At 67.4% G+C, this 24,887-nt stretch carries 22 protein-coding genes; 21 read left to right on the forward strand and 1 reads right to left on the reverse strand.

From position 1 onward, the window contains the following. Positions 1–405 precede the first annotated feature (405 nt). From ACNFIA_RS02375 to ACNFIA_RS02475, 21 genes are all read left to right on the forward strand, one after another. Positions 406–1,197 carry an AraC family transcriptional regulator gene (locus tag ACNFIA_RS02375; RefSeq protein WP_416782740.1) on the forward strand — a complete coding sequence of 264 codons (792 nt, stop codon included), beginning with the start codon at positions 406–408 and terminating at the stop codon, positions 1,195–1,197. Between the two features lie 818 nt (positions 1,198–2,015). After that, entirely contained in the window at positions 2,016–3,323 is a 1,308-nt protein-coding gene (locus ACNFIA_RS02380; RefSeq protein WP_259758438.1) for an MFS transporter, read from the forward strand. 271 nt (positions 3,324–3,594) lie between these two features. Next, positions 3,595–4,218, forward strand: coding sequence for an ABC transporter ATP-binding protein (locus tag ACNFIA_RS02385; protein WP_416782741.1), 624 nt, complete (start codon positions 3,595–3,597; stop codon positions 4,216–4,218). Further along, the gene (locus tag ACNFIA_RS02390) at positions 4,215–5,015 is read left to right on the forward strand and encodes an ABC transporter permease (RefSeq protein ID WP_416782742.1); all 801 of its coding nucleotides are present in this window, start codon (positions 4,215–4,217) and stop codon (positions 5,013–5,015) included. The genes ACNFIA_RS02385 and ACNFIA_RS02390 overlap by 4 nt, the downstream gene beginning before the upstream one ends. Before the next feature lie 41 nt (positions 5,016–5,056). Then, the gene (locus ACNFIA_RS02395; RefSeq protein ID WP_416782743.1) at positions 5,057–5,740 is read left to right on the forward strand and encodes an SDR family oxidoreductase; all 684 of its coding nucleotides are present in this window, start codon (positions 5,057–5,059) and stop codon (positions 5,738–5,740) included. A 282-nt stretch (positions 5,741–6,022) separates the two neighbouring features. After that, positions 6,023–7,381: an 8-oxoguanine deaminase gene (locus ACNFIA_RS02400; RefSeq protein ID WP_416782744.1), complete on the forward strand. Its 1,359-nt coding sequence runs from the start codon at positions 6,023–6,025 to the stop codon at positions 7,379–7,381. A 572-nt stretch (positions 7,382–7,953) separates the two neighbouring features. Beyond that, a complete protein-coding gene (locus tag ACNFIA_RS02405) occupies positions 7,954–9,009 on the forward strand; it encodes a methyl-accepting chemotaxis protein (RefSeq protein ID WP_416783006.1) in 1,056 nt (351 codons plus the stop codon). A gap of 171 nt (positions 9,010–9,180) precedes the next feature. Next, positions 9,181–9,546, forward strand: a complete 366-nt coding sequence (locus ACNFIA_RS02410; protein ID WP_045213473.1) for a response regulator — start codon at positions 9,181–9,183, stop codon at positions 9,544–9,546. Positions 9,547–9,557: 11 nt separating this feature from the next. Continuing rightward, complete coding sequence (locus ACNFIA_RS02415) at positions 9,558–11,429, forward strand: chemotaxis protein CheA (protein WP_416782745.1); 1,872 nt, start codon at positions 9,558–9,560, stop codon at positions 11,427–11,429. After that, on the forward strand, positions 11,416–11,901 hold the full coding sequence (locus ACNFIA_RS02420) for a chemotaxis protein CheW (protein ID WP_259758432.1): 486 nt from the start codon (positions 11,416–11,418) through the stop codon (positions 11,899–11,901). The genes ACNFIA_RS02415 and ACNFIA_RS02420 overlap by 14 nt, the downstream gene beginning before the upstream one ends. 21 nt (positions 11,902–11,922) lie before the next feature. After that, a complete protein-coding gene (locus ACNFIA_RS02425; protein ID WP_416782746.1) occupies positions 11,923–13,947 on the forward strand; it encodes a methyl-accepting chemotaxis protein in 2,025 nt (674 codons plus the stop codon). A gap of 226 nt (positions 13,948–14,173) precedes the next feature. Further along, the gene (locus tag ACNFIA_RS02430; protein WP_416783008.1) at positions 14,174–15,016 is read left to right on the forward strand and encodes a CheR family methyltransferase; all 843 of its coding nucleotides are present in this window, start codon (positions 14,174–14,176) and stop codon (positions 15,014–15,016) included. Then, on the forward strand, positions 15,016–15,609 hold the full coding sequence (gene cheD / locus ACNFIA_RS02435) for a chemoreceptor glutamine deamidase CheD (protein WP_259758429.1): 594 nt from the start codon (positions 15,016–15,018) through the stop codon (positions 15,607–15,609). Before ACNFIA_RS02430 ends, cheD begins: the two co-directional genes overlap by 1 nt. 15 nt (positions 15,610–15,624) lie before the next feature. After that, positions 15,625–16,680 carry a protein-glutamate methylesterase/protein-glutamine glutaminase gene (locus ACNFIA_RS02440; RefSeq protein WP_259758428.1) on the forward strand — a complete coding sequence of 352 codons (1,056 nt, stop codon included), beginning with the start codon at positions 15,625–15,627 and terminating at the stop codon, positions 16,678–16,680. A 191-nt stretch (positions 16,681–16,871) separates the two neighbouring features. Further along, a complete protein-coding gene (siaA, locus tag ACNFIA_RS02445; RefSeq protein WP_416782747.1) occupies positions 16,872–18,860 on the forward strand; it encodes a biofilm regulation protein phosphatase SiaA in 1,989 nt (662 codons plus the stop codon). Between the two features lie 10 nt (positions 18,861–18,870). Beyond that, complete coding sequence (gene siaB / locus ACNFIA_RS02450) at positions 18,871–19,413, forward strand: biofilm regulation protein kinase SiaB (RefSeq protein WP_259758425.1); 543 nt, start codon at positions 18,871–18,873, stop codon at positions 19,411–19,413. A 25-nt stretch (positions 19,414–19,438) separates the two neighbouring features. Then, a complete protein-coding gene (siaC, locus tag ACNFIA_RS02455) occupies positions 19,439–19,819 on the forward strand; it encodes a biofilm regulation phosphoprotein SiaC (protein ID WP_259758424.1) in 381 nt (126 codons plus the stop codon). Between the two features lie 5 nt (positions 19,820–19,824). Further along, positions 19,825–20,613, forward strand: coding sequence for a biofilm regulation diguanylate cyclase SiaD (gene siaD, locus ACNFIA_RS02460; protein WP_259758423.1), 789 nt, complete (start codon positions 19,825–19,827; stop codon positions 20,611–20,613). 61 nt (positions 20,614–20,674) lie between these two features. Next, complete coding sequence (locus tag ACNFIA_RS02465; protein ID WP_416782748.1) at positions 20,675–21,481, forward strand: NYN domain-containing protein; 807 nt, start codon at positions 20,675–20,677, stop codon at positions 21,479–21,481. A gap of 74 nt (positions 21,482–21,555) precedes the next feature. Next, positions 21,556–21,870: a DUF2845 domain-containing protein gene (locus tag ACNFIA_RS02470; RefSeq protein WP_416782749.1), complete on the forward strand. Its 315-nt coding sequence runs from the start codon at positions 21,556–21,558 to the stop codon at positions 21,868–21,870. A gap of 105 nt (positions 21,871–21,975) precedes the next feature. Next, positions 21,976–22,401 carry a GNAT family N-acetyltransferase gene (locus ACNFIA_RS02475; RefSeq protein ID WP_253441933.1) on the forward strand — a complete coding sequence of 142 codons (426 nt, stop codon included), beginning with the start codon at positions 21,976–21,978 and terminating at the stop codon, positions 22,399–22,401. Positions 22,402–23,280: 879 nt separating this feature from the next. Here the strand turns inward: ACNFIA_RS02475 and ACNFIA_RS02480 are convergent. Continuing rightward, positions 23,281–24,777, reverse strand: a complete 1,497-nt coding sequence (locus ACNFIA_RS02480) for a CoA-acylating methylmalonate-semialdehyde dehydrogenase (protein ID WP_259758418.1) — start codon at positions 24,775–24,777, stop codon at positions 23,281–23,283. Between the last annotated feature and the right edge of the window lie 110 nt (positions 24,778–24,887).

A 24,887-nucleotide genomic window follows, 5' to 3' on the forward strand; every position in this document is an offset into this window, starting at 1 on the left:
CTTTGGCAGAGAAGACGCAGGTGCAAAGGCCGGGCGATTTCCTGACCCGCAGGACAACTTCGCCTGATTGCAGGGCACCGCCCCATGGGAAGGCACCGAACTGGCAATCACCCACCGGAAGATTGGATACATGACAAAGCTGTGTTGAAACGAATCAACACAATTTGTGTATACAACAGCCTTGTAGGAAATCTACCCAATCGCCTTCGGCGCGCACCGCGTGTTTTTCCGGGCGCGGATAATGCCAGAGGCGGGCCTTCCCCACACCTGCCAGAATGCCTCGGGCCGCCAGGCGGTCACCGTTCGAACGCGGCCGTCGACGCCTCTGCCGGCGCGCCACGCTTGAGGCGCCCGGGCAGGACTGCCAGACTTCGGCCACTCGCGACCTGCCGCCCCGATGGACCGATGAAAGGACAAGCTCCCGAACTGCAACGCCTGATCCCGGTGCTGGACCGCCTGCTGCGGCCGGTCTATGCGCGCGCCGAACGGCTCCGCGCGGGGTCCTGGACCAGCAGGCACCACCACGCCTGGGTGCAACTGTCGTATGCCATCACCGGGGTGCTGGGTGTACACACGGCGCAGGGCAGCTTCTTTGCGCCGCCGCAGCGGGCGATCTGGATTCCGGCCTACCTCGATCACGAAGTGGTCACCTCGACCCAGGCGGAAATGCGCAGCCTGTACATCCGCGACGACGCCTGCCAGTGGGCGCCGGACCGCTGCCGGGTGCTGGAGGTGACGCCGCTGGCGCGCGAGCTGATCAAGAGCTTCTGCGAGCTGCCGGTGGATTACCCACAGGGCGACAGCGCCGAATCGCGGCTGGTCCAGGTGCTGCTGGACCAGTTGCGCGAGCTGCCGGAAGTGGCGTTCTCCCTGCCGATGCCACAGGAGGGCCGGTTGTTGCAGCTGTGCCAGACGCTGATCGATCATCCCACCGACAACCACACCCTGGGTGACTGGGCGCAGCGCATCGGCACGTCGGAGAAGACCCTGTCGCGGCTGTTCCAGCGCGAGACCGGGATGACCTTCCGCCTCTGGCGCCAGCGCCAGCGCCTGCTCGCCTCCCTCGGCTCGCTGGAGGCCGGCGACAGCGTGACGGCGGCGGCGCTGGATTGCGGGTACGACTCCACCTCGGCCTATATCGCCTCGTTCAAGGGGTTCTTCGGGTTTACCCCGGGGGATCTGTTCCGCCAGCGGTAGGCCGTGCCGGTGGATGCCGATCGCGGACGGAGTCCGCTCCTACGCGAGGGCAGGCTTGGGGTAGGAAGAACTGCCTTTCTCTGAAAGTCCGTGCCGAGACTTCCTCTCCCTAAACCCTGGCTATGCGCCCCGCTCCGAAGGGAGAGGGGACCGATCGGTGCAGGATGGATCCATGGCGTCATCCGGCACGGGCAGCTCCCTCTCCCTTCAGGGAGAGGGCGGGGGAGAGGGCATGTCCCGGCGCGATTTTTCAGGTAGGGGGACTCCGTCCGCGATGGGCCCAATCCTGTACCGACTCCATGCCGGAGCACCTTTTGTAGGAGCGCGCCATGCGCGCGATCGCGGGCATGGCCCGCTCCTACAGTCGCTGAAGGTTGTTAGCGTGTATCCGCGCTGTTTGTTTCGCCAACGGTAGGCCGTGCCGGCGGATGCCGATCGCGGACGGAGTCCGCTCCTACCCAATGTCCGTCGTCCGCGACGGGCTGAACCCCGCACCGAAGCCCCAATGTAGGAGCGAGCTTGCTCGCGAACCGCCCAACCTCGGTGCCGTCGGGAATTTCGTTCGCGCGCAGGAACCAAGCTCCCCCTCGCCCCTACACACGCGTCGGCGGATTTCCGCTCAAGGCCCACCACGATAGGCGCCCCTTCGCCTGCCCGCACACGCCTCAAACGCTGCGCAACCCTTCTGCCACGCGGCTTTCGCGCCTTGGCACGGTGCCTGCTATCGCCCTCGACACTGCGCCGCCCTCGCGGCGCGCCGGCGTGACGTTTCGAGTAGTCCGCACGCCTGACGACAACAACGACAAGAGGAACACCCCATGGATAGCGCAAGCGCCGTCTCCGCTTCTGCCGCACCTCGCACGACTTCCCAGCGCATCAAGTCGATCTTCAGTGGCTCGGTCGGCAACCTGGTCGAGTGGTACGACTGGTACGTCTACGCCGCCTTCTCGCTGTACTTCGCCAAGGCCTTCTTCCCCCAGGGAGACATGACCGCCCAGTTGCTGAACACCGCCGCGATCTTCGCCGTGGGCTTCCTGATGCGCCCGATCGGTGGCTGGCTGATGGGCATCTACGCCGACCGCAAGGGCCGCAAGGCGGCGCTGCTGGCCTCGGTGCTGCTGATGTGCTTCGGCTCGCTGATCATCGCCCTGACCCCCAGCTATGAAACCATCGGCGTCGGCGCACCGATCCTGCTGGTGCTGGCGCGCCTGCTGCAGGGCCTGTCGGTGGGCGGCGAATACGGCACCTCCGCCACCTACCTGAGTGAGATGGCCAACAAGGAGCAGCGCGGCTTCTTCTCCAGCTTCCAGTACGTGACCCTGATCTCCGGCCAGCTCATCGCCCTGGCGGTACTCATCGTGCTGCAGCAGACCCTGACCACCGAGCAGCTGGAAAGCTGGGGCTGGCGCGTACCGTTCTTCATCGGCGCGCTGTGCGCGGTCGTGGCCATGTTCCTGCGTCGCGGCATGGAAGAGACCGAGTCCTTCGCCACCAAGAAGGAAGAGCCCAAGGAGAGCCTGCTGCGCACCCTGCTGCGCCATCCCAAGGAAGTGCTGACCGTGGTCGGACTGACCATGGGCGGTACCCTGGCCTTCTACACCTACACCACCTACATGCAGAAGTACCTGGTGAACACGGTGGGGATGAGCAAGAACGACTCCACCATGATCTCGGCGGCCACGCTGTTCCTGTTCATGCTGCTGCAACCCATCGTCGGTGCGCTGTCGGACAAGATCGGCCGTCGCCCGATCCTGATCGCCTTCGGCGTGCTGGGCACCGTCTTCACCTACCCGATCCTCAGCACCCTGCACACCATCGACACCTGGTGGGGCGCGTTCTTCCTGATCATGGCCGCGCTGGTCATCGTCAGCGGCTACACCTCGATCAACGCCGTGGTGAAGGCCGAGCTGTTCCCCACCGAGATCCGCGCCCTGGGCGTGGGCCTGCCGTACGCGCTGACGGTGTCCATCTTCGGCGGCACCGCCGAGTACGTGGCGCTGTGGTTCAAGAGCATCGGCATGGAGAGCGGCTTCTACTGGTACGTCACCGCGTGCATCGCCTGCTCGCTGCTGGTGTACGTGACCATGAAGGACACCCAGAAGCACTCGAAGATCACCACCGACTGATTGGGCTGCTTGCCCAGGCCTCGCCGCACACTCTGCGGGGCTTTTTATCCACAAGGCCCGGCATATGCCGGGCCTTGTCGTTTCGGGCTCCAGCTCGGCAGAGGGCTCGGCTGTTTTTTTGTAGGAGCGAGCTTGCTCGCGAACAGCATTCGCCGGCCACACTGGCGCTGAGCGGTTCGCGAGCAAGCTCGCTCCTACAGAATCAGCTTCCGGAGAAACCGTCAGGCGCCCTTGTTATGCTCGCCTTCATCTTCCCCGGCGAAGGCCCTCCATGAACCTTCCGCAAATTCCCCTCGGCCCGTTGCAGGCGCGCGAGCTGCGCGGCGCGCTCAGCGGGCCGTTCGATCTCGCGCTGGCGCCCGGCCGCTGCACGGTGCTCAGCGGGCCGTCGGGGATCGGCAAGAGCCTGTTGCTGCGCATGCTCGCCGACCTCGACCCAAACCAGGGCCGCGTCAGCCTGGGCGGCGTCAGCCGCGAGAGCCTGCCGGCCAGCACCTGGCGGCGCCTGGTCACCTACGTGGCGGCCGAATCCGGCTGGTGGGAAGACAGCGTCGCCGCGCACTTCACCGACCTCGACGCGGTGCGCCCCCTGCTGCCCCAGGTGAACCTCGACCCGGCGCTGTTGCAGGCCCAGGTCCTGCAACTGTCCACCGGCGAACGGCAGCGCCTGGCGTTGCTCCGCGCCCTGGTGCAGCAGCCGCGCTTCCTGCTGCTGGACGAACCCACGGCGGCGCTCGACCCGGCCAGCCGCGACGCCGTCGAGCAGTTGCTGCGACGCCAGCGGGAACAGGGCATGGGCCTCCTGTTGGTCAGCCACGATGCGGACCAGGCGCAGCGCCTCGCCGATGTGCACTTGCGGCTCGATGAGCAGGGCCTGCACGAGGACGCCCCATGACACCGCTCCAGCTCAACCTGCCGGAACTGGCCCTCGCCGCGCTGCTGATCGTGGCCGCCGCCGCGCTGTCCTGGGCGCTGCGCCTGGGCCTGCAGCGCACGCTGCTGATCTCCGCCGTGCGCCTGGTGGTGCAGCTGGTGCTGGTGGGATTGTTCCTGCGCCAGGTGTTCGCCCTGTCCTCGCCCTGGCTGACCGCCCTGGTGGTGGCGGGCATGCTCGGCGCCGCCACCTTCGAGGTCGGCTCACGGCAGCGCCGGCGCCTCGCCGGCTTCTGGCACCTGGGCATCGGCGGCGGCACCGTCGGCGTCGCCACCCTGGGTATCGCCCTGTTCGCCCTCGCCAGCAGCCTGCGGCCGCAGCCCTGGTATGACCCACGGCACGCCATCCCGCTGGTGGGCATCATCCTCGGCACGTCCATGAACGCCGCGAGCCTCGCGCTGAACCAGGTATTCGCCAGCGTCACCCGCGAACGCGCCGCCATCGAAGCGCGCCTGGCCCTCGGCGCCGACCGCTACACGGCGCTGGGCGGCGTGCTGCGCCGCGCGTTGTACACCGGGCTGATCCCGACGCTGAACCAGATGGCCGCCGCCGGCATCATCACCCTGCCGGGGATCATGACCGGGCAGATTCTCGCCGGCATGGACCCGCTGGACGCTGCGCGCTACCAGATCCTGCTGATGTTCCTGCTCGCCGCCGCCGGCTTCGCCACCGCCCTGGGCGCCGTCTGGCTGTCGGCCTGGCGGCTCACCGACGAGCGCGACCGATTGCGTCTGGATCGCCTGCGCGCGGAGGATTGAGCGGTTATGCTGGAGCCTTTCCAACGCTGCCGGAGAGCCCCATGAGTACTGCCAAATCCGCCCTGATCATCGGCGCCTCGCGCGGCCTCGGCCTGGGCCTGGTGCGCGAGCTGCTGGGCCGCGGCTGGGACGTCACCGCCACCGTGCGCGACGCCGCCCACGCCGGCGAACTGGCCGCGCTGCCGGTGCGCGTGGAATCCCTGCTGCTCGACGATGCGCCGTCCCAGGACCGCCTCGCCGAAACCCTGGCCGGCGCCCGCTTCGACCTCGTCTTCATCAACGCCGGCATCTACGGCCCGCCGCACCAGTCGGCCATCGACGCCAGCCTGGCCGAGGTGGGCCAGCTGTTCATGGTCAACGCCGTCGCCCCGCTGCGCCTGGCCGAGCGCCTGCTGCCGCGGCTGGACGCCGAGCGCGGCGTCCTGGCCTTCATGACCTCGGAGCTGGGCAGCGTCGCCGGCAATCAATCCGGCGGCATGGCGCTGTACCGCGCCAGCAAGGCGGCGCTCAACTCGCTGACGCGCAGCTTCGTCGCCGGGCTGGAGGAAACCGGCATCACCGTGCTCAACCTGCACCCGGGCTGGGTGCGCACCGACATGGGCGGCGAATCCGCGCCGCTGGACGTGCCGACCAGCGTGAAGGGCCTCGCCGACCAGGTCGAAGGCCACGCCGGCCGGGGCGGCCAGTTCTACCTGGATTACCAGGGAACGCCGATCGACTGGTGACGGCTCGCGCCGATACGGCTACCATGAGCCTTCACTTGACTCCGACGTCAGGTTCTGCGAGCTAAAGCCAGGCAAGGCGGCGGTTGGCGGGAAAGCACAGTTGACGCCAGTCAATGAGCATTTCCCGACGATCGCCGACGCCGCATGGCCGACGCGCAGCGAACCGTTCGGTAGCACCAAGCGCACCTGGATCAGCAGACAGGGTTAACACTGAGCTGGCTTCCCATGACCCCATGGAGCCGGCTCGACACGAACGGCTCCGTCCGTTTGGAGAACTCACCCATGTCTTCCCCGCGTCTCTGGCTGCGCAACCCGCTGGCCATCTTCACCGCCAACGACCTCGACGCCCGTGGCGGCATCGTCGTCCAGGACGGCCGCATCGTCGAACTCGTCGCGCTCGGCCAGCAGCCCTCCACCCCCTGCCAACAAACCTTCGACGCCAGCCGGCACGTACTGACGCCCGGCCTGATCAACACCCACCACCACTTCTACCAGACCCTCACCCGCGCCTGGGCGCCGGTGGTGAACCAGCCGCTGTTCCCCTGGCTGAAGACCCTCTACCCGGTGTGGGCGCGCCTGACCCCCGACCAGCTGGCGGTCGCCACCAAGGTCGCTCTGGCCGAACTGCTGCTGTCGGGCTGCACCACCGCCGCCGACCACCACTACCTGTTCCCGGACGGCCTGGAGCAGGCCATCGACGTGCAGGCCGGCGTGGTCCAGGAACTGGGCATGCGCGCCATGCTCACCCGCGGCTCCATGAGCCTGGGCGAAGCCGACGGCGGCCTGCCGCCGCAGCAGACCGTGCAGAGCGCCGAGGCCATCCTCGACGACAGCCAGCGGCTGATCCGCGCGTACCACCAGCGCGGCGAAGGCGCCCAGGTGCAGATCGCCCTGGCGCCCTGCTCGCCGTTCTCGGTCACCCCGGAAATCATGCGCGCCAGTGCCGAGCTGGCCGAGCGCGAGGACGTGCGCCTGCACACCCACCTGGCCGAAACCCTCGACGAGGAGGACTTCTGCCTGCAGCGCTTCGGCCAGCGCACCGTGGATTACCTGGACAGCGTCGGCTGGCTCGGCCCGCGCACCTGGCTGGCCCACGGCATCCACTTCAACGACGAGGAAATCCGCCGCCTCGGCGAAGCCGGCACCGGCGTCTGCCATTGCCCCAGCTCGAACATGCGCCTGGCCTCGGGCATCTGCCCCACCGTGGCGCTGGAAGCCGCCGGCGCGCCGGTAGGCATCGGCGTGGACGGCTCGGCCTCCAACGACGCGTCGAACATGATCCTCGAAGCCCGCCAGGCCCTGTACATCCAGCGCCTGCGCTACGGCGCCGAGCAGATCACCCCCGAGCGCGCGCTGGGCTGGGCAACCCGGGGCTCGGCCAAGCTGATCGGCCGCAGCGACATCGGCGAACTGGCCGTGGGCAAGCAGGCGGACCTCGCGCTGTTCACGCTCGACGAGCTGCGCTTCTCCGGCAGCCACGACCCGCTGTCGGCCCTGTTGCTGTGCGGCGCCGACAAGGCCGACCGGATCATGATCGGCGGCACCTGGCGGGTCATCGACGGCGAAGTCGAAGGCCTCGACCTGCAGCGCCTGATCGCCGACCACACCCAGGCGGCGCGCAAGCTGCTCGGCACCCTCTGACCCACCTGCGTAGGAGCGGGCTCCGGCGCGATGCAGGCCTATCGCGGACGAAGTCCGCTCCTACACCCAGGTCGATTCCGTCGCCCATTGTAGGAGCGGGCCATGCCCGCGATCGCGCATGGCGCGCTCCTACAGTCGCCCCCGACTGACTGGCTCCGGATGCCACTCCCGCCGGCGCGTTTTGTCATCGAAAAATCGCTACAACCCGCGTCCCACAAGGCCTGCGCGCTACCGCCCGTCGCCCGCGAAACAGCCTCGATGAACGGCGATTCAGCAAAAGCCCCTCTAGATCAAGGGTCTATCCCTGACGACGGAAATATGCCGTCAGTTTGACATCACGCAGCAGCACTCTAGTTTTAAATCGCGAGGCCGAATTCCTGCTCAAGACGTATCAAGAGCCGTTCGGCCCGTTCACCGGCGCCCGGCAATGGAGTGCATTCATGCGCGATTCACAGTTGACCCCCCAGGCGGAACATGACGCCGGCCAGGGCTGGCCGCGGCGCCTCGTCATCCAGAGCCTGCCCTGGGCGGTGGTGGCCGCCCTCTGCGTCCTCGGCGTGCCGTTCTGGTGGATGCTGCCGGTGGGCTGGCTGTCCAGCCTGGTGCTGAGCAGCCTGCTGTGCAGCGCCAGCCAGGCCGACAGCGACCCGCAGGCCGCCAGCCTGAATACGGACGAGCTGCCCCATTGGCGCCCCGTGCAGGACGCCGTGGAAAGCCACCTGGCCTCGGTCAACGGGCATACCCACCAGATCGACAACCTCCTGCACCAGGCCATCCGCCAGCTCACCGACAGCTTCCACGCCCTCGCCGAACGCATCGACACCCAGCGCGGCCTGTCCCACTCGCTGATCGAGCGCTACGACGGCCGTGGCCACCTGGACGGCGATATCGACTTCCAGCGCTTCATCCACGCCACCCAGGAAACCCTCGGGCTGTTCGTCGAAGCCACCCTGGAAACCAGCCGCACCTCGCAGCAACTGGTGGAGCGCATGGACCGCGTGACGCACAAGATCGCCGAGATCCTGCAGTCCACCCAGGACATGGACGCCATCGCCAAGCAGACCAACCTGCTGGCGCTCAACGCCGCCATCGAGGCCGCCCGCGCCGGCGAAAGCGGCCGCGGCTTCGCCGTGGTGGCCGACGAGGTCCGCGCGCTGTCGACCCGTTCCACGCACTTCTCCCAGGCCATCCGCGAGCACGTCGACGTGGTCTACCGCGAGATCAAGGACGCCGAAGGCGCCATCAGCCAGCTGGCCGACAAGGACATGACCTTCGCCCTGGATTCGCGGCAGAAGATCCAGCACATGCTCGACGACCTCGACGCCATGAACCAGCACACCGTGAAGGTGGTGCAGGAGCTGGACCGCATCTCCCTGGAAGTGGGCGACGGCGTCAACGCCGCGGTCACCGCCCTGCAGTTCCAGGACATGAGCAGCCAGCTGCTCGGCCAGATCGGCAAGCACAGCGCACGCCTGGGCGCCCTCGCCGTCGGCCTCGGCGCGCTGGATGGCCGCCCACCCGGCGAATGGGGCGAGCGCCTGCGCGGCGAAGTCGCCGAACTCGGCCGCCCCCTGAGCAACCCGGTCGCCCAGACCAGCCTCAGCGCTGGCGAGGTGGAACTGTTCTGACCTGAAGGCAACGCAGGAGCCCCGACATGCTGCAGTCCGTCTTCGAATACCTGGCCAACCTCGCCCTCATCGGCTGAGACCCACCCACCCCTTCCGCGCGCCGGGATGGCGCGAGCACCTGTGCGCCCGCGCGCCAGGCCAACGCATTGCAACCCGAGGAGAACACACGCAATGGGAAAGCAGATTCTGATCGTCGATGACTCGGCCTCCATCCGGCAGATGCTGAGCTTCACGCTCAAGTCCGCCGGCTACGAGGTGGACGAGGCCGTGGACGGCAAGGACGGTCTGGGCAAGGCCCAGCGCAAGACCTACAACCTGGTCTTCACCGACCAGAACATGCCGAACATGGACGGCCTGACCCTGATCCGCAGCCTGCGCGACATGGCCGGCTACCGCGGTACGCCGATCCTCATGCTGACCACCGAATCCAGCGATGCCATGAAGCAGCAGGGCAAGAGCGCCGGCGCCACCGGTTGGCTGGTCAAGCCGTTCGACCCGCCGAAACTGCTGGAAGTCACCCGCAAGGTCCTGCCGTAGGGGTATCGCCGATGGCCACTGGAATGGAGCAGTTCCTCCAGGTGTTCTTCGAGGAAACCGACGAGCACCTGGCGACCCTCGAACTCCTGCTGATCGGGCTCGACCTCGATCAGCCGGACGCCGAGACGCTCAACGGGATTTTCCGCGCGGCCCACTCGATCAAGGGCTCCAGCGGCATGTTCGGCTTCGACGACCTGACCGCCGTGACCCACGAGCTGGAAACCCTGCTCGACCGCATCCGCTGTGGGCAGACGGCCTTGCACGCGGACATGATCGGCGTGTTCCTCGAAGCGCGCGACGTCCTGCAGCGCCTGCTCGATGCGCACCGCAGCCAGGTGCCCGACCCGGACGCACCGGTGGCCGCCACCGTCGAACGCCTGCGCGCCTGGCTGGCAGCGCCTGTCGCAGCGGCCAGCGATGCCGGCTTCGGCCTGTTCGATGACGCCCCGGCGGCCCGTGACGGCAACGCCGCTGACGACAGCGCCAGCGACGGCGACGCCTTCGGCTTCTTCGACGATGCCCCCGGCACGCCGGACGCCAGTGCCAGCATCAGCGCCAACCACGGCGACGATTTCGGCTTCTTCGACGACGCCCCCGGCGCGCCCGCCGCCGCGGCCCTGGTAGCCGTCGCGCCAGCGCCCGTGGCGGCGCCAGGCCCGGCGAAACCGGCCGCCACGCCGCGCACCGACAGCGAGTCCAGCTCCATCCGCGTCAGCGTTGAGAAGATCGACAGCCTGATCAACCTGGTGGGCGAGCTGGTGATCACCCAGGCCATGCTCAGCCAGCTCAGCGAGGACCTAGACCCCACCCACTTCGAACGCCTGCAGCAGGCCCTGGCGCAACTGGAACACAACACCCGCGACCTGCAGGAATCGGTGATGTCGATCCGCATGTTGCCGATCAGCTTCATCTTCAGCCGCTTCCCGCGCCTGGTGCACGACACCTCCGCGCGGCTGGGCAAGCAGGTCGAGCTGATCCTCCAGGGCGAGCACACCGAACTGGACAAGAGCGTCATCGAGAAGCTCAGCGACCCGCTCACCCACATCGTCCGCAACAGCATCGACCACGGCATCGAAACACCCGCCGAACGCCTGGCCGCCGGCAAGCCGGCCCAGGGCTCGGTGAAGCTCGCCGCCAGCCACCAGGGCGGCAGCGTGGTGGTGGAAATCTCCGATGACGGCCGCGGCCTGTCCCGCGAGCGCATCCTCGCCAAGGCCCGCGAGAAGGGCCTGGCCGTGCACGACGGGATGAGCGATGCCGAGGTCTGGCAACTGATCTTCATGCCCGGCTTCTCCACCGCCGAGGCGGTCACCGAACTGTCCGGCCGGGGCGTGGGCATGGACGTGGTGCGGCGCAACATCCAGGCCATGGGTGGGCGCATCGACATCGATTCGGCGCCGGGCATGGGCACCCGCATGAGCATCCGCCTGCCGCTGACCCTGGCCATCCTCGACGGCCTGATCGTCGCCGTGGAACAAGTCAACTACGTGGTGCCGCTGACCTACATCGTCGAGTCGCTGCAGGCCCGCGCCGACGACGTGCGCGGCCTTGCCGGCGAGGAGTCGACGGTGATCCGCGTGCGCGGCGAGTACCTGCCGCTGTTCTCCCTCAACCAGCTGCTGCACATCGGCGCCGCGCCGCAGCCGCCGGAGCAGGGGATCGTGGTGATCCTCGAATCCGAGGGCAGGAGTTTCGCCCTGCAGGTGGACGAACTGGTCGGCCAGCAGCAGGTGGTGATCAAGAGCCTGGAACAGAACTTCCGCCGGATCGACGGGATCGCCGGCGCCACCATCATGGGCGATGGCAGCGTCGCCCTGATCCTCGATGTCGATGCCCTGCCACGCCTGGCAGCACAAGGAGAACCCACCCATGAGCGCAGCTGAAGCCACCGCGGTGACGAGCCCGGTGCAGGAATACCTGACCTTCACCCTGGGCCGCGAGGAATACGCCATCGACATCCTGCGCGTGCAGGAGATCCGTGGCTACGACCAGGTCACGGCGATCGCCAACGCGCCCGCCTTCATCAAGGGCGTGATCAACCTGCGTGGCGCGATCGTGCCCATCGTCGACCTGCGCATCAAGTTCAACCTGGCCGACATCAGCTACGACCAGTTCACCGTGGTGATCATCCTCAACGTCGGCCGGCGCATCGTCGGCGCCGTGGTGGATTCGGTCTCCGACGTGATCGCCCTGGCCGGCGAGGAGATCAAGCCACGCCCCGAATTCGCCGCCAGCTTCGACACCGAGTACCTGTTGGGCCTGGCCACCCTGGGCGAGCGCATGCTCATCCTGGTGGACATCGAAAAACTCATGACCAGCCGTGAAATGGCGCTGGTCGACGAAACCGCCGCCTGATCGCGACCGAGGAAAAACAACATGGGTCTGTTCAATGCACACGCCGTGGCGCAGCAACGCGCCGACCGCATCACCGCCATCCTCCACAGCCTGGTGGACGGCAATCTCGACGTCGCCATCGGCGAAGCCCCGGCCGCCGGCTACGAGCGCCTCTACGACGGCCTGCGCGGCGTGCAGCGCAGCCTGCGCGAGCAGCGCGCCGAGCAGGCCCAGGTGGAAGCCCTGGAAGCCGGCCTCGCGGAGATGACCCGCCAGCACGAACTGGGCTGGATCGACGAGGTGATCGCGGTGGACAAGTTCGCCGGCCGCCCGGCGCGCATCGCCAAGGGCATCAACGACCTGGTCGCTGCGCACATCGCGGTGAAGATGAAAGTCGTCGCCACCGTCACCGCCTACGGCAAGGGCGACTATTCGGTGGAGATGGACCGCCTGCCGGGCAAGAAAGCCATCATCACCGAGGCCATCGACGGCGTGCGCAACAGCCTCAAGGCCAACGCCGACGCCGCCGAGTACAACGCGCGGATCAAGAGCGCGCTGGACAACGTCTCGGCCAACGTGATGATCGCCAACAACGACCTGGAGATCATCTACATGAACCGCACGGTCAGCGAGATGCTGGCCAACGCCGAGTCGGACATCCGCAAGCAGCTGCCGAACTTCAACGCCGGCCGCCTGATGGGCGCCAACATCGACATGTTCCACAAGAACCCGGCGCACCAGCGCGGCATGCTCGCGCACCTCACCGCGCGGCATAAGGCCGAGCTGAGCCTGGGCGGCCGCCGCTTCGCCCTGGACGTGGTGCCGGTGTTCAACGATGCCGGCGAGCGCCTGGGCTCGGCCGTGCAGTGGACCGACCGCACCGAGGAATTCCGCGCCGAACAGGAAGTCTCGCAACTGGTGGACGCCGCCGTCGCCGGCGACTTCAGCAAGCGCATCGAGGCGTCGAACAAGGAAGGCTTCTTCCTGAAGATCGCCACCGGCCTGAACAACCTGGTGGACACCGCCGACAAGGGCCTGCGCGACGTCACCCGCGTGCTCGGCGCCCTGGCCCAGGGCGACCTGACCCAGCGCATCGACGCCGACTACCAGGGCACCTTCGGCGAACTCAAGGACTACGCCAACGAGACCGCACAGAGCCTGTCGCGCATGCTCGGGCAGATCCGCGAGGCAGCCGACACCATCCACACCGCCGCCAGCGAGATCGCCAGCGGCAACGCCGAGCTGTCCACCCGCACCGAGCAGCAGGCCTCCAGCCTGGAGGAAACCGCGTCGAGCATGGAGGAGCTGACCAGCACCGTGAAGCTCAACGCCGAGAACGCGCGCCAGGCCAACTCGCTGGCGGTGAACGCCTCGGAAGTCGCCACCGAGGGCGGCAGCGTGGTGCAGAAGGTGGTGGGCACCATGTCGGCGATCAACGACTCGGCGCGCAAGATCGCCGACATCATCGGGGTGATCGACGGCATTGCCTTCCAGACCAACATCCTCGCGCTCAACGCCGCGGTGGAAGCGGCGCGCGCCGGCGAGCAGGGCCGCGGCTTCGCCGTGGTGGCCGGGGAGGTGCGCACCCTGGCGCAGCGCTCCGCCGCCGCCGCCAAGGAGATCAAGACGCTGATCAACGACTCGGTGGACAAGGTCGAGAGCGGCAACACCCTGGTGGCCCAGGCCGGCCAGACCATGAGCGACATCGTGGTGGCGATCAAGCGCGTCACCGACATCATGGCCGAGATCGCCGCCGCCAGCGCCGAGCAGAGCAGCGGCATCGAGGAAGTGAACGGCGCCGTGTCGCAGATGGACGAGATGACCCAGCAGAACGCCGCGCTGGTGGAAGAAGCCGCCGCCTCGGCCGAGGCCCTGCAGGAGCAGGCCGGCATGCTCAACCAGCAGGTGGCGGTGTTCAAGCTCGAATCCGTCGCGGCGACCGTGGTGCCGCTGGCCTCCGCCCGCCCGGCCCGCGCCGAACCGGCCGCGCACACCTCGCGCGCCGCCCGCGGCGTAGCCAAGGCGGTGCGCGCCAAGGGCAAGGAGGAAGACTGGGAAGAGTTCTGATCGGGCGGGGCTGAGGGATGGCGGCAGCCGGAGCAATGGGAGGGCCGGTTGCCGCGCGCGGACCAGGGAGGGTCAGGCGATATCCACCCTGTAGGAGCGGGCCATGCCCGCGATCCGCATCGTGCCGGGCTGTCGCGGGCATGGCCCGCTCCTACAACAGCTCGACCTGCGCAATTGCCCCACGCGTCTGATCCGCCACCCATCTGCCCACCACCGAGACCACCCGATGTCGATCAACCTGCCCGCCCCCGAGCACGAGTTCCACTACACCCGCCGGGACTTCCAGCAGGTGCGTGAGCGCCTTTACCGGCACGCCGGCATCAGCCTCTCGGAGAACAAGCAGCAGCTGGTCTACAGCCGCCTCTCGCGGCGCCTGCGCAGCCTGCGGCTGGGCAGCTTCGCCGAGTACTTCGCCTACCTGGAGAACCACGAGGAAGAATGGCAGCAGTTCGTCAACGCGCTGACCACCAACCTCACCGCGTTCTTCCGCGAGAAGCACCATTTCGACCACCTCGGCCGCTTCGCCGCCGAGCAGCTGCGCGACCACCAGCCGCTGCGCTTCTGGTCCACCGCCTCGAGTACCGGCGAGGAACCCTACTCCATGGCCATGACCCTGGTGGACGCCCTGGGCAGTTTCACTCCGCCGGTGGAGCTGATCGCCTCGGACATCGACACCGGCGTGCTCGGCCAGGCGCGCCAGGGCATCTATCCGCTGGAACGCATCGAGGCGCTGACGCCTGCGCAGAAGAAGCGCTTCTTCCTCCGCGGCACCGGCGGCAACGCCGGCAAGGCCCGGGTGGTGCACGAGCTGCGGCAGATGGTCGACTACCGGCAGATCAACCTGCTCGACCGCGACTGGGGCATCCCCGGGGGACTGGACGCGATCTTCTGCCGCAACGTGATGATCTATTTCGACAAGCCGACCCAGACCCGCCTGCTCGAACGCATGGTGCGCCTGCTGCGGCCCGGCGGGCTGTTCTTCGCCGGGCACTCGGAGAACTTCGTCCACGCCACCCACCTGGTGCGTTCGGTGGGCCGCACCACCTACCAGGCGGTGGGGAGCCAGTGATGGGCGCCGCCCTGGACCAACTCAATCGCTACTATGACCCGCGCTTCGGCATCGAGGCGGTGAAGCTGCTGCCCGGCGAGTGCTACGTCACCGCCGAGCCGCTGATGCTGGTCACCGTGCTCGGCTCGTGCGTCTCGGTGTGCCTGCGCGACCGCAGCAGTGGCCTGGGCGGCATGAACCACTTCATGCTGCCCGGCGACACCGGCGTACAGGGCCTGCTGTCGAATTCCGGGCGCTACGGCGTGCACGCCATGGACCTGCTGATCAACGGCCTGATGCGCCGCGGCGGCCAGCGCCGGCACTTCGAGGCCAAGGTGTTCGGCGGTGGCTCGGTGCTGAAGAACCTCAGCGCCGACGTCGGCCAGCGCAACGTCGAGTTCGTCCTGGACTACCTGGCGAGCGAAGGCATCCCGCTGGCCGCCCAGGACCTGCTCGACGTGTACCCGCGCAAGGTCTACTTCTTCCCCGGCAGCGGCCGGGTGCTGGTGCGCAAGCTGCGCACCCTGGCCAACGACACGGTGCTGCAGCGCGAGCGGCAGTACTGCCAGCAACTGTCGCGCCGGGAGCGCGGCGGGAGCATCGACCTGTTCTGAACGGAGGGAAGCCCGATGGCCGTCAAGGTCCTGATCGTCGACGACTCGGCGCTGATACGCAGCCTGCTCAAGGACATCATCCACAACGACCCGGAGCTGCAGCTGGTGGGCGCAGCGCCCGACGCCTTCGTCGCCCGCGACCTGATCAAGCAGCACGCGCCGGACGTCATCACCCTCGACGTGGAAATGCCGCGCATGGACGGCCTGACCTTCCTCGACAAGCTGATGAAGGGCCGGCCCACCCCGGTGCTGATGATCTCCTCGCTCACCGAAAAGGGCTCCGAAGCCACCCTGCGCGCGCTGGAGCTGGGCGCCATCGACTTCATCGCCAAACCGCGCCTGGGGATCGCCGAAGGCATGCAGGCCTATGCCGAGGAAATCTGCGCCAAGCTCAAGACCGCCGCCCGCGCCCGCCTGCCCCGCGCCCGCGCCACCGCGGCGGCCAGCGCAGAGGCAGCCAGCAGCGCGCCGCTGCTGAGCACGGAGAAGATCTTCGCCATCGGCGCCTCCACCGGCGGCACCGAGGCCATCAAGGAAGTCCTGCTGGGCCTGCCGCCGGATTGCCCCGGCACCGTGGTCACCCTGCACATGCCGCCGGGCTTCACCAAGTCCTACGCCGACCGGCTCGACCGCCAGACGCGCCTGTCCGTGCGCGAGGCCCGCGATGGTGACCGCATCCTCCCCGGCCATGTGCTCATCGCCCCCGGCGACTACCACCTGGAAGTGCAGCGCAGCGGCGCCAACTACGTGGTGCGCCTGCACCGCGAGGCAGCGGTGAACGGCCACCGGCCGGCGGTGGACGTGATGTTCCACTCCCTCGCCCGCTGCGCCGGGCGAAACCTCATTGCCGCGCTGCTCACCGGCATGGGCAAGGACGGCGCCCGCGGCCTCCAGGCAATCCGCCAGGCCGGCGGCCACACCGTCGCCCAGGACGAGGCCACCTGCGTGGTCTATGGCATGCCGCGCGAGGCGGTGGAATTGGGCGCGGCCAAGGAGGTGCTGCCACTGGAACGCATCGCCGCTGCGCTCCTGCAACAGGCGCGGCAGAGCGGCAGCGGCAACCGCGTCTAGCCCGGCGGGAATCCCCGCCAACCGCTGCGCGCCTTCTCCCACGGCGCCTGGCGGCCCGACCAATTGAATGGCGCCAATATTATGGCGTTTCAATGTCAATTTGGTTTGATTGTGCCCGTACACAAACTGCACAATTGAGCTTTCGCCAAAAGACCGGCACACGGCGGGCGGCACGGGGAATCAAGATAGCCATGGCGGCAAGATGGGGGTTGCGCGGCAAATCGGTGGTGGCATTGCTCATCGCCTGTCTCCTGGCGCTGGTACCGGCAGTCATGCTGGGCTGGAAGGCCATGGAAGACATCCGCACGCATTTCGGCCTCGCCTTTGCGAGAAACTTCACCCTGCTCAACCAGCAGAAGATCATCGCGCCGGTGATCCGCGAGCTGGCGCTGTCGCGGCGCCTGGCCGAGTCCGTGGTGACCCAGGACTGGCTGCTGGCGGAGAACGACCCGGCCCGCCGCGCGCTGTTCTTCCGTGAGGCCGAAGGCTTCCGCGCCGACCAGCACAACTACTCCTACTTCGTGGTGGTGGACTCCTCCCGCCACTACTACTTCAACGACTCCAGCTCGCCGCTGTCCAACTCCCCGCGCTACACCTTGAGCGACACCGACCCGCAGGACCGCTGGTACTTCGACACCCTGGCGCGCGACGAGCCCTACAACATCAACGTCAACTACGACGCCAAGCTGAAGGTCACCAAGGTCTGGTTCAACATGGTGGTGCGCGCCGGCAACGAGAAAGTCGGCCTGGCCGGCGGCGGCCTGGACCTCACCGAGTTCCTCGACCAGTTCATCTCGCGCCGCGAGGCCGGGGTGACGCCGATGATCGTCGACCCCGAGGGCGCCATCCAGGCCCACCCGGACACCCGCCTGATCGCCTTCTCCTCCGGCTCCAGCGGCCAGGCCCAGCACCACGTCTACGATCTTCTGGCCAACGAGCAGGAGCGCACCGCGCTGCGCCAGACCCTGCGCCAGGCCGAGGCCAACCCCGGCGAAGTGGAGACCCTGTGGGGCACCCTCGACGGCAAGGAACAGCTGATCGCCACCGCCTACATCCCGCAGCTGCGCTGGCACGTGCTCAGCGCCATCGACCTGCACGCCGCGCAGGTGCTCGACAACCGCTGGATCTGGCCGCTGGTGGGCACCCTCGCCGGGCTGCTGGCGATCCTTTTGCTCGGCTTCGCCTACACCGTCGACCTGCTGGTGCTGCGCCCGCTGCGCGGCCTCAAGCAATCGGCCAAGGCAATCGCCGCCGGGCAGTACGACAGCCCGCTGCCGCGCACCCGCCCGGACGAGATCGGCGAGCTGTCCAGCGCCTTCGCCAGCATGGCCGACCAGGTCCGCCGGCACACCGAGGAGCTGGAGGACAAGGTCCAGCAGCGCACCCAGGCGCTGGAGGCGGCCAACCGCGAGATGGCCGCCGCGCAGAAGAAGATCGGCGACTCCATCGACTACGCCAGCCTGATCCAGCGCGCCATCCTGCCCGACCGCCAGCTGCAGGCGTCGCTGGGTGAGCGCCATTTCGTCCTGTGGAAACCGCGCGACGTGGTCGGCGGCGACTTCTACATCTACCGCGAGGGCCCGGCGGACAGCCTGATCGGCGTAGTCGACTGCGCCGGCCACGGCGTGCCGGGCGCACTGATGACCATGCTCGCCCTCGCCGCCATCGACCACGCCATCGACAGCGTGAAGAGCCACGACCCCGCCGCCATCCTGCGCGAGACCGACCAGGTGATGCGCGGCATGCTCGGCCAGCAGGAGTTCACCCGGTCGCTGGCCACCAACATGGACGCGGGCCTGGTGCGCGTCGACCACCAGCGAAAACAGCTGCATTTTTCCGGGGCGAAGATCTCCCTGTTCGCCAGCGACGGCACCGACGTGCGCGAATACAAGGGCGCGCGCCGCGCCATCGGCGACAAGCGCCAGGGCGACTATCAGGACGTGGAAATCCCGATGCAGGCCGGCTGGACCTATTACCTGTGCACCGACGGCTTCCTCGACCAGGCCGGCGGGGAGCACGGCTTCGGCTTCGGCAACAGCCGCTTCGCCGACCTGCTGCGCAACCACGCACGCCGGCCGCTGGCCGAGCAGGCCCAGGTGTTCGCCGCGACCCTTGCGCAGTACCAGGGCGGGCAGCCGCAGCGCGACGACATCACCATTCTCTCTTTCCGCTTCGACTAGGGGTTAATCCATGGAATCGCTAGATCTGCTGGCCATGCGCGAGAGCTTCACCCGGCAACGCATATTGCTCTGCTTCAACGGCCCCATCTCGCGCAGCCTGATCGAGGAGATCGGCCACGCGCTGCGCAACTACATGCAGGCCGAGCAGGCGCACCCGAGCGAGGCGATGGACGTGTTCGCGGTGTACATCGAGATGACCCAGAACATCCGCCACTACGCCACCCTGCGCGGCTACAACGAGCAGGAGGCCTCGGCCACCGTGGCGATCGCGCGCAACGACGAAGGCCACTACGTGGTGTCCGCCGGCAACCTGGTGGAGCTGGCCGATGGCCAGGGCCTGGTGCGCAGCATCGACGCCATCGCCGGGCTCGACAAGGCCCAGCTCAAGGCCGCCTACAAGGAGCAGCTGCGCCGCCCGCGCGACGCCGAAGCCTCCAGTGGCGCGGGCCTGGGCCTGCTGGACATCGCGCGCAAATCCAGCGCGCCGCTCAAGACCTCCCTCACCGAGCAACCCGACGGCCGCGCCTTCTTCAGCGTGCGCGCCGTGATCTGAACTGCGAAATTCAGGAAGACCCGACATGAGCGATCTCACCGTCACCGGAACCCAATCCACCCCACAGATCCATGGCGACTGGCAGGCCGGCATCCTCGCGATGCAGGGCGACTCCTACCCGGAGAACTCCTATGAACTGTTCGGCCAGGTCATCGAGTGGGTCGAGCGCTTCCTCAGCGAGGAACAGCGCCCGCTGGAACTCGACCTGCGCCTGCTGTACCTCAACACCAGCTCGATCAAGGCCATGATGGACATCTTCGACCTGCTCGAGGAAGCCCACGTCCAGGGCCGCACCACCCGCGTCGCCTGGCACTACGACCGGCGCAACGAGCGCGTCGCCGAACTGGCCGAAGAGTTCCGCGAGGACTGTACCTTCCCGTTCGTCATCCAAGCCTACGACGAGTAACCGCCATGACGAGCGAGCGCGAGCTGGACCTGCTGATCGACGAACTGCTGGCCGACCCACGGTACGAGGGGCACCCGCTGCGCGAGGCGCTGTACCTGAAACACCAGCAATCCCTCGACCAGCTCGCGCGCCTGGAACGCATCGCGCGGATTTCCGACGGCTTCCAGTCCATGGCCCGGCAGCAGACCAGCACCCTCTCCGAGCGCTACCACAAGCAGTTGCGCCAGCTGGAAAAGGTCGCGCGCATCTCCGACCGCTACCAGGACATGATGCGCGACCTCAACATCGCGCTGAAGGAAGCCTCGACCCACGACACCCTCACCGGCATCGCCAACCGCCGCCTGCTGATGGAGCGCCTGCGCGAGGAAAGCGAACGCGCCCAGCGCCACGGCGAGCCCTACGTGCTGGCGATGCTCGACGTCGACCGCTTCAAGCAGGTCAACGACACCTGGGGCCACGAAGTCGGCGACCGCGTGCTGGTGGAGATCGGCCGCGCCATGGAAGCCGCCCTGCGCCAGTACGACCTCTGCGGCCGCTGGGGTGGCGAGGAATTCCTGCTGATCCTTCCCGACACCCGCCTGGCCGATGCCGCCGCCATCATCGAACGCGTGCGCAACGACATCCGCTGCCTGGCCGTGCGCGTGGGCACCGAGGCCCTGTCGGTCACCGCCAGCTTCGGCGTCGCCGAGCATCACCCGGGCGAAAGCTACTCCCAGACCCTCAGCCGCGCCGACGCCGCCCTGCTCAACGCCAAGCGCAGCGGGCGGGACAAGTGCGAGTTCGCCCAGGCTTGAGCGATTGGCATCCCGGGGCGAACCGGTTTAAGGTCCATGGACCACAGGCAAAGGATGCAGCATGGCCACCAAGACCTCAGTCCCCCGCCAGCAGACACACCTCGCCGTCCTGATCGACGCCGACAACGCGCCCGCCGCCATCGTCGAGGGGTTGTTCGAGGAAATCGCCAAGTACGGCGTCGCCAGCGTCAAACGCATCTACGGCGACTGGACCAAGCCCAACCTGGGCAAGTGGAAACAGGTCCTGCTCGACCACTCCATCCAGCCCATGCAGCAGTTCGCCTACACCAGCGGCAAGAACGCCACCGACAGCGCGCTGATCATCGACGCCATGGACCTGCTCTACACCCGGCGTTTCGACGGTTTCTGCCTGGTCTCCAGCGACAGTGACTTCACCCGGCTGGCCGCGCGGCTGCGCGAAGAAGGCCTGACGGTCTACGGTTTCGGCGAGGAGAAGACGCCCAAGCCCTTCGTCTCCGCCTGCGACAAGTTCATCTACACCGAGATTCTGCGCGCCACTGCCGAACCCGCCGCCGAGTCCGCGCCGAGCACCGACAAGGCCGCTGCCCCGAGTACCGCCGAAGCCCCCAGGCCGGCCAGCAAACCCAAGTCGCAGAAAGTCCCGCTGGACTTCATCGCCAAGGTGCTCGACGACATCGATGGCGACGATGATGACTGGGTGCAACTGGGCGCCCTGGGGCAGAACATCAGCAAGCTGCAGCCCGCCTTCGACCCGCGCCTGTACGGCTTCAAGAAGCTCAGTGACCTGATCAAGGGCCACCCCAAACGCTTCGAACTGCAGGCGCGCGGCGCCGGCGGCACGGGTGGCAAGGACCTCTACGTGCGCAACGTCGGCCCGGTGCGCTGAGACTGCACCAGCGCAATGAAGCGGCCGATGGCGGGGCGTTAGACTGGGGCAAGAACCCGCAACGGAACCGACTCATGCGCCCCTGGCTGATTGCCCTGCTCATCACCCTGACCGCCGCCACCGCCCACGCCGGCACCCTGCGCTGCGGCACCAGCCTGATCAACGAAGGCGACCCGATGGACGAGGTGCTCGCCAAGTGCGGGCAGCCGGACAAGCGCGTGGTCACGCCGCCCACCCAGCCCCGCCGTGGGCCGGACGGGAAGTTCGTCCCCGGTCGGCCGCAGCTGGAAACCTGGATGTACGGTCCGAACAATGGCGCCTACCGCTACCTGTTCTTCCGCGATACACAGCTGCAACTGATCAACACCACGCGCAAGGAACTGCTCTGAGCTTGCCGCACTCATCGCCCCGGAACGCCTGCCGCTACCAAAGGCGCCTACCCATCGTCGCGGCATCTCCCTAGACTGGTCGCCTTCGCCAATCCGGAGGGCACCATGCACAGCCAATTCGATTTCACCCTCGGCATCGACCCGCAAGCGCGCGACGTCGTGGTCAAGGGCCTGCTTGCCTACAACCTGGGTCAGATGGGCCGCAGCAACACCTACGACGACTTCGAGCTCTACGCCCGCAGCGAAGACGGCGAGGTGGTCGGCGGCATGTTCGGCCAGTCCGGCATGGGCTGGCTGTACATCGACTACCTCTGGCTGCAGGACGACCAGCGCGGCAGCGGCCTGGGCAGCCAGCTCATCGCCCTGGCCGAAGACGAAGCCCGCCGCCGCGGCTGCGTCGGGCTGTTCCTCTACACCTACAGCTTCCAGGCCCCCGGCTTCTACGAGAAACAGGGCTTCGAACGCATGGGCGTGCTGGAAGACTGCCCGCCGGGGCATCAGCGCATCTACCTGAAGAAACACCTGGGCTGATCGCCGCCCCGCTCCCTTGTAGGAGCGAGCTTGTGACCCACAGGGAAGTGGGAAATGCCGACATCCGTAGGGAACGGATTCGGCCTCGCGAACCTGCACAACGCCGGCCCTGCCGGCGTGCCAGCAATAGCCCGCACCCGGCATTAACTCCTGCGCTCGGCCCCCCTCACCCTAACCCTCTCCCGGGGGGGAGAGGGGACCGTTCGGCGCGTAGCAAAACCACCGTATCAGCCGGCACGAACAGCCCCCGTAGGGCGCATAACGCCCCCAGCGTTATCCGCCGTTTTGGCGGATAACCCGTTCCGGGTTATCCGCCCTACGTCTGCGGCAATGGAGTTCTCCGTTGTGGATTTCGCGAGCAAGCTCGCTCCTACAAAGAGCCCAACCGACCCGGCTTTGGCTTTGGCTTTGGCTTTGGCTCTTGAAGACTTCCAGAGAAATGACCGCACACTCCGACTGCCCCGTTCAGGAGGCCGAGTGGAAGAGGAGTTTCAGGGGTTGAGCGACATGGATGTCGCGAGAGCCGCGACGGGCCAGGGATGGCCCTTCGCGGCGTGCCCTTGAAACTCCGGTTCGACGAGGGAATTTTTCGCCTAAGCGAAAAACCGGATGTCCGGGGCAAGACCTTTGCCCACTTTGGGTCGTTTGCCAAAGTGGGTCGCCCGAGGGGGCGAAACAAGAAGTCCGCGCGCACGCCGAAGCGGCGCAGAACACCAGACCGGGAAGCTTCGCGGACAGAGTCTGCTCCTACGTAAACCGAATCGCTGGAGCCGATCCAGTCTACGTACCGCCTTTTCAGTTCCACTGATCCGCAAATCACGGCCTTAAACAAAAAAGGCCGGTCATCAGACCGGCCTTTTTCTCACCGCTTATTCACCCTCAACCATTGCTGGGGAAGGCAAACTGCGCCGCTTCGTGCGACTTGCGCTGCGGCCAGCGCTGGGTGATGGCCTTGCGCTTGGTGTAGAAGCGCACGCCATCCGGGCCGTAGGCGTGCAGGTCGCCGAACAGCGAACGCTTCCAGCCGCCGAAGCTGTGGTAGGCCACCGGTACCGGCAGCGGGACGTTGACGCCGACCATGCCGACTTCGATCTCGTCGCAGAACAGGCGGGCCGCTTCACCGTCGCGGGTGAAGATGCAGGTGCCGTTGCCGTATTCGTGGTCGTTGATCAGCTGCATGGCTTCTTCCAGGCTGTTCACGCGCACGATGCACAGCACCGGGCCGAAGATCTCTTCCTGGTAGATGGTCATGTCCGGAGTCACCTTGTCGAACAGGGTGCCGCCGACGAAGAAGCCGTTCTCGTGACCGGCGACCTTGTAGTTGCGGCCGTCGACCAGCAGTTGCGCGCCCTGCTCGACGCCGGCGTCGATGTAGCCGGTGACTTTCTGCTGGGCCGCGCCGGTGACCAGCGGGCCCATGTCCAGGCCGCAGGAGGTGCCGGCGCCGATCTTCAGGGCCTTGATCTGCGGCACGATCTTCTCGACCAGCGCATCGCCGATCTGGTCGCCCACGCACACGGCCACGGAGATGGCCATGCAGCGCTCGCCGCAGGAGCCGTAGGCCGCACCCATGAGGGCGCTGACGGCGTTGTCCAGGTCGCAGTCGGGCATCAGCACGGCGTGGTTCTTGGCGCCGCCCAGGGCCTGGACGCGCTTGCCGCGCTTGGTGCCTTCGGAATAGATGTACTCGGCGATCGGGGTCGAACCGACGAAGCTCAGGGCCTTGACTTCCGGGGCCTCGATCAGCGCGTCCACGGCGGTCTTGTCGCCGTGCACCACGTTCAGCACGCCCTTGGGCAGGCCGGCTTCTTCGAAGAGTTCGGCGATCAGCAGGGTGGAGCTGGGGTCACGCTCGGACGGCTTGAGGATGAAGGTGTTGCCGCAGGCAATCGCCAGCGGATACATCCACAGCGGCACCATGGCCGGGAAGTTGAACGGGGTGATGCCGGCAACCACGCCGATCGGCTGGAAGTCGCTCCAGGCGTCGATGTTCGGGCCGACGTTGCGGCTGTATTCGCCCTTGAGGATTTCCGGGGCGGCGGTGGCGTACTCGACGTTCTCGATGCCGCGCTTGAGCTCGCCGGCGGCGTCTTCGAGGGTCTTGCCGTGTTCTTCGCTGATCAGCTGGACGATGCGCTGCTCGTTGGCTTCGAGCAGTTGCTTGAAGCGGAACAGCACCTGGGCGCGCTTGGCCGGCGGGGTATTGCGCCAGGCGGGGAAGGCGGCCTTGGCGGCGTCGATGGCCTGCTGGACGGTTTCGCGGCTGGCCAGCGGGACCTTGCGCACGGCTTCGCCGGTGGACGGGTTGAAGACGTCGGCGGTGCGGCCGGTGTCGGCGATCATCTCGCCGCCGATCAGGTGCTTGACGATGGTCATGGGTTGTCTCTTCTCGCTTGAGTGGTTCGGGTGAGGGGCTTCGAGAGCCCCTCTCCCTAGCCCTCTCCCTGACGGGAAAGGGGATTGTTCGGTGTGAGGCGTGGGCGGCG

The organism is Pseudomonas sp. NY15437 (assembly GCF_048068435.1).
GTDB lineage: Bacteria > Pseudomonadota > Gammaproteobacteria > Pseudomonadales > Pseudomonadaceae > Pseudomonas > Pseudomonas nitroreducens_B.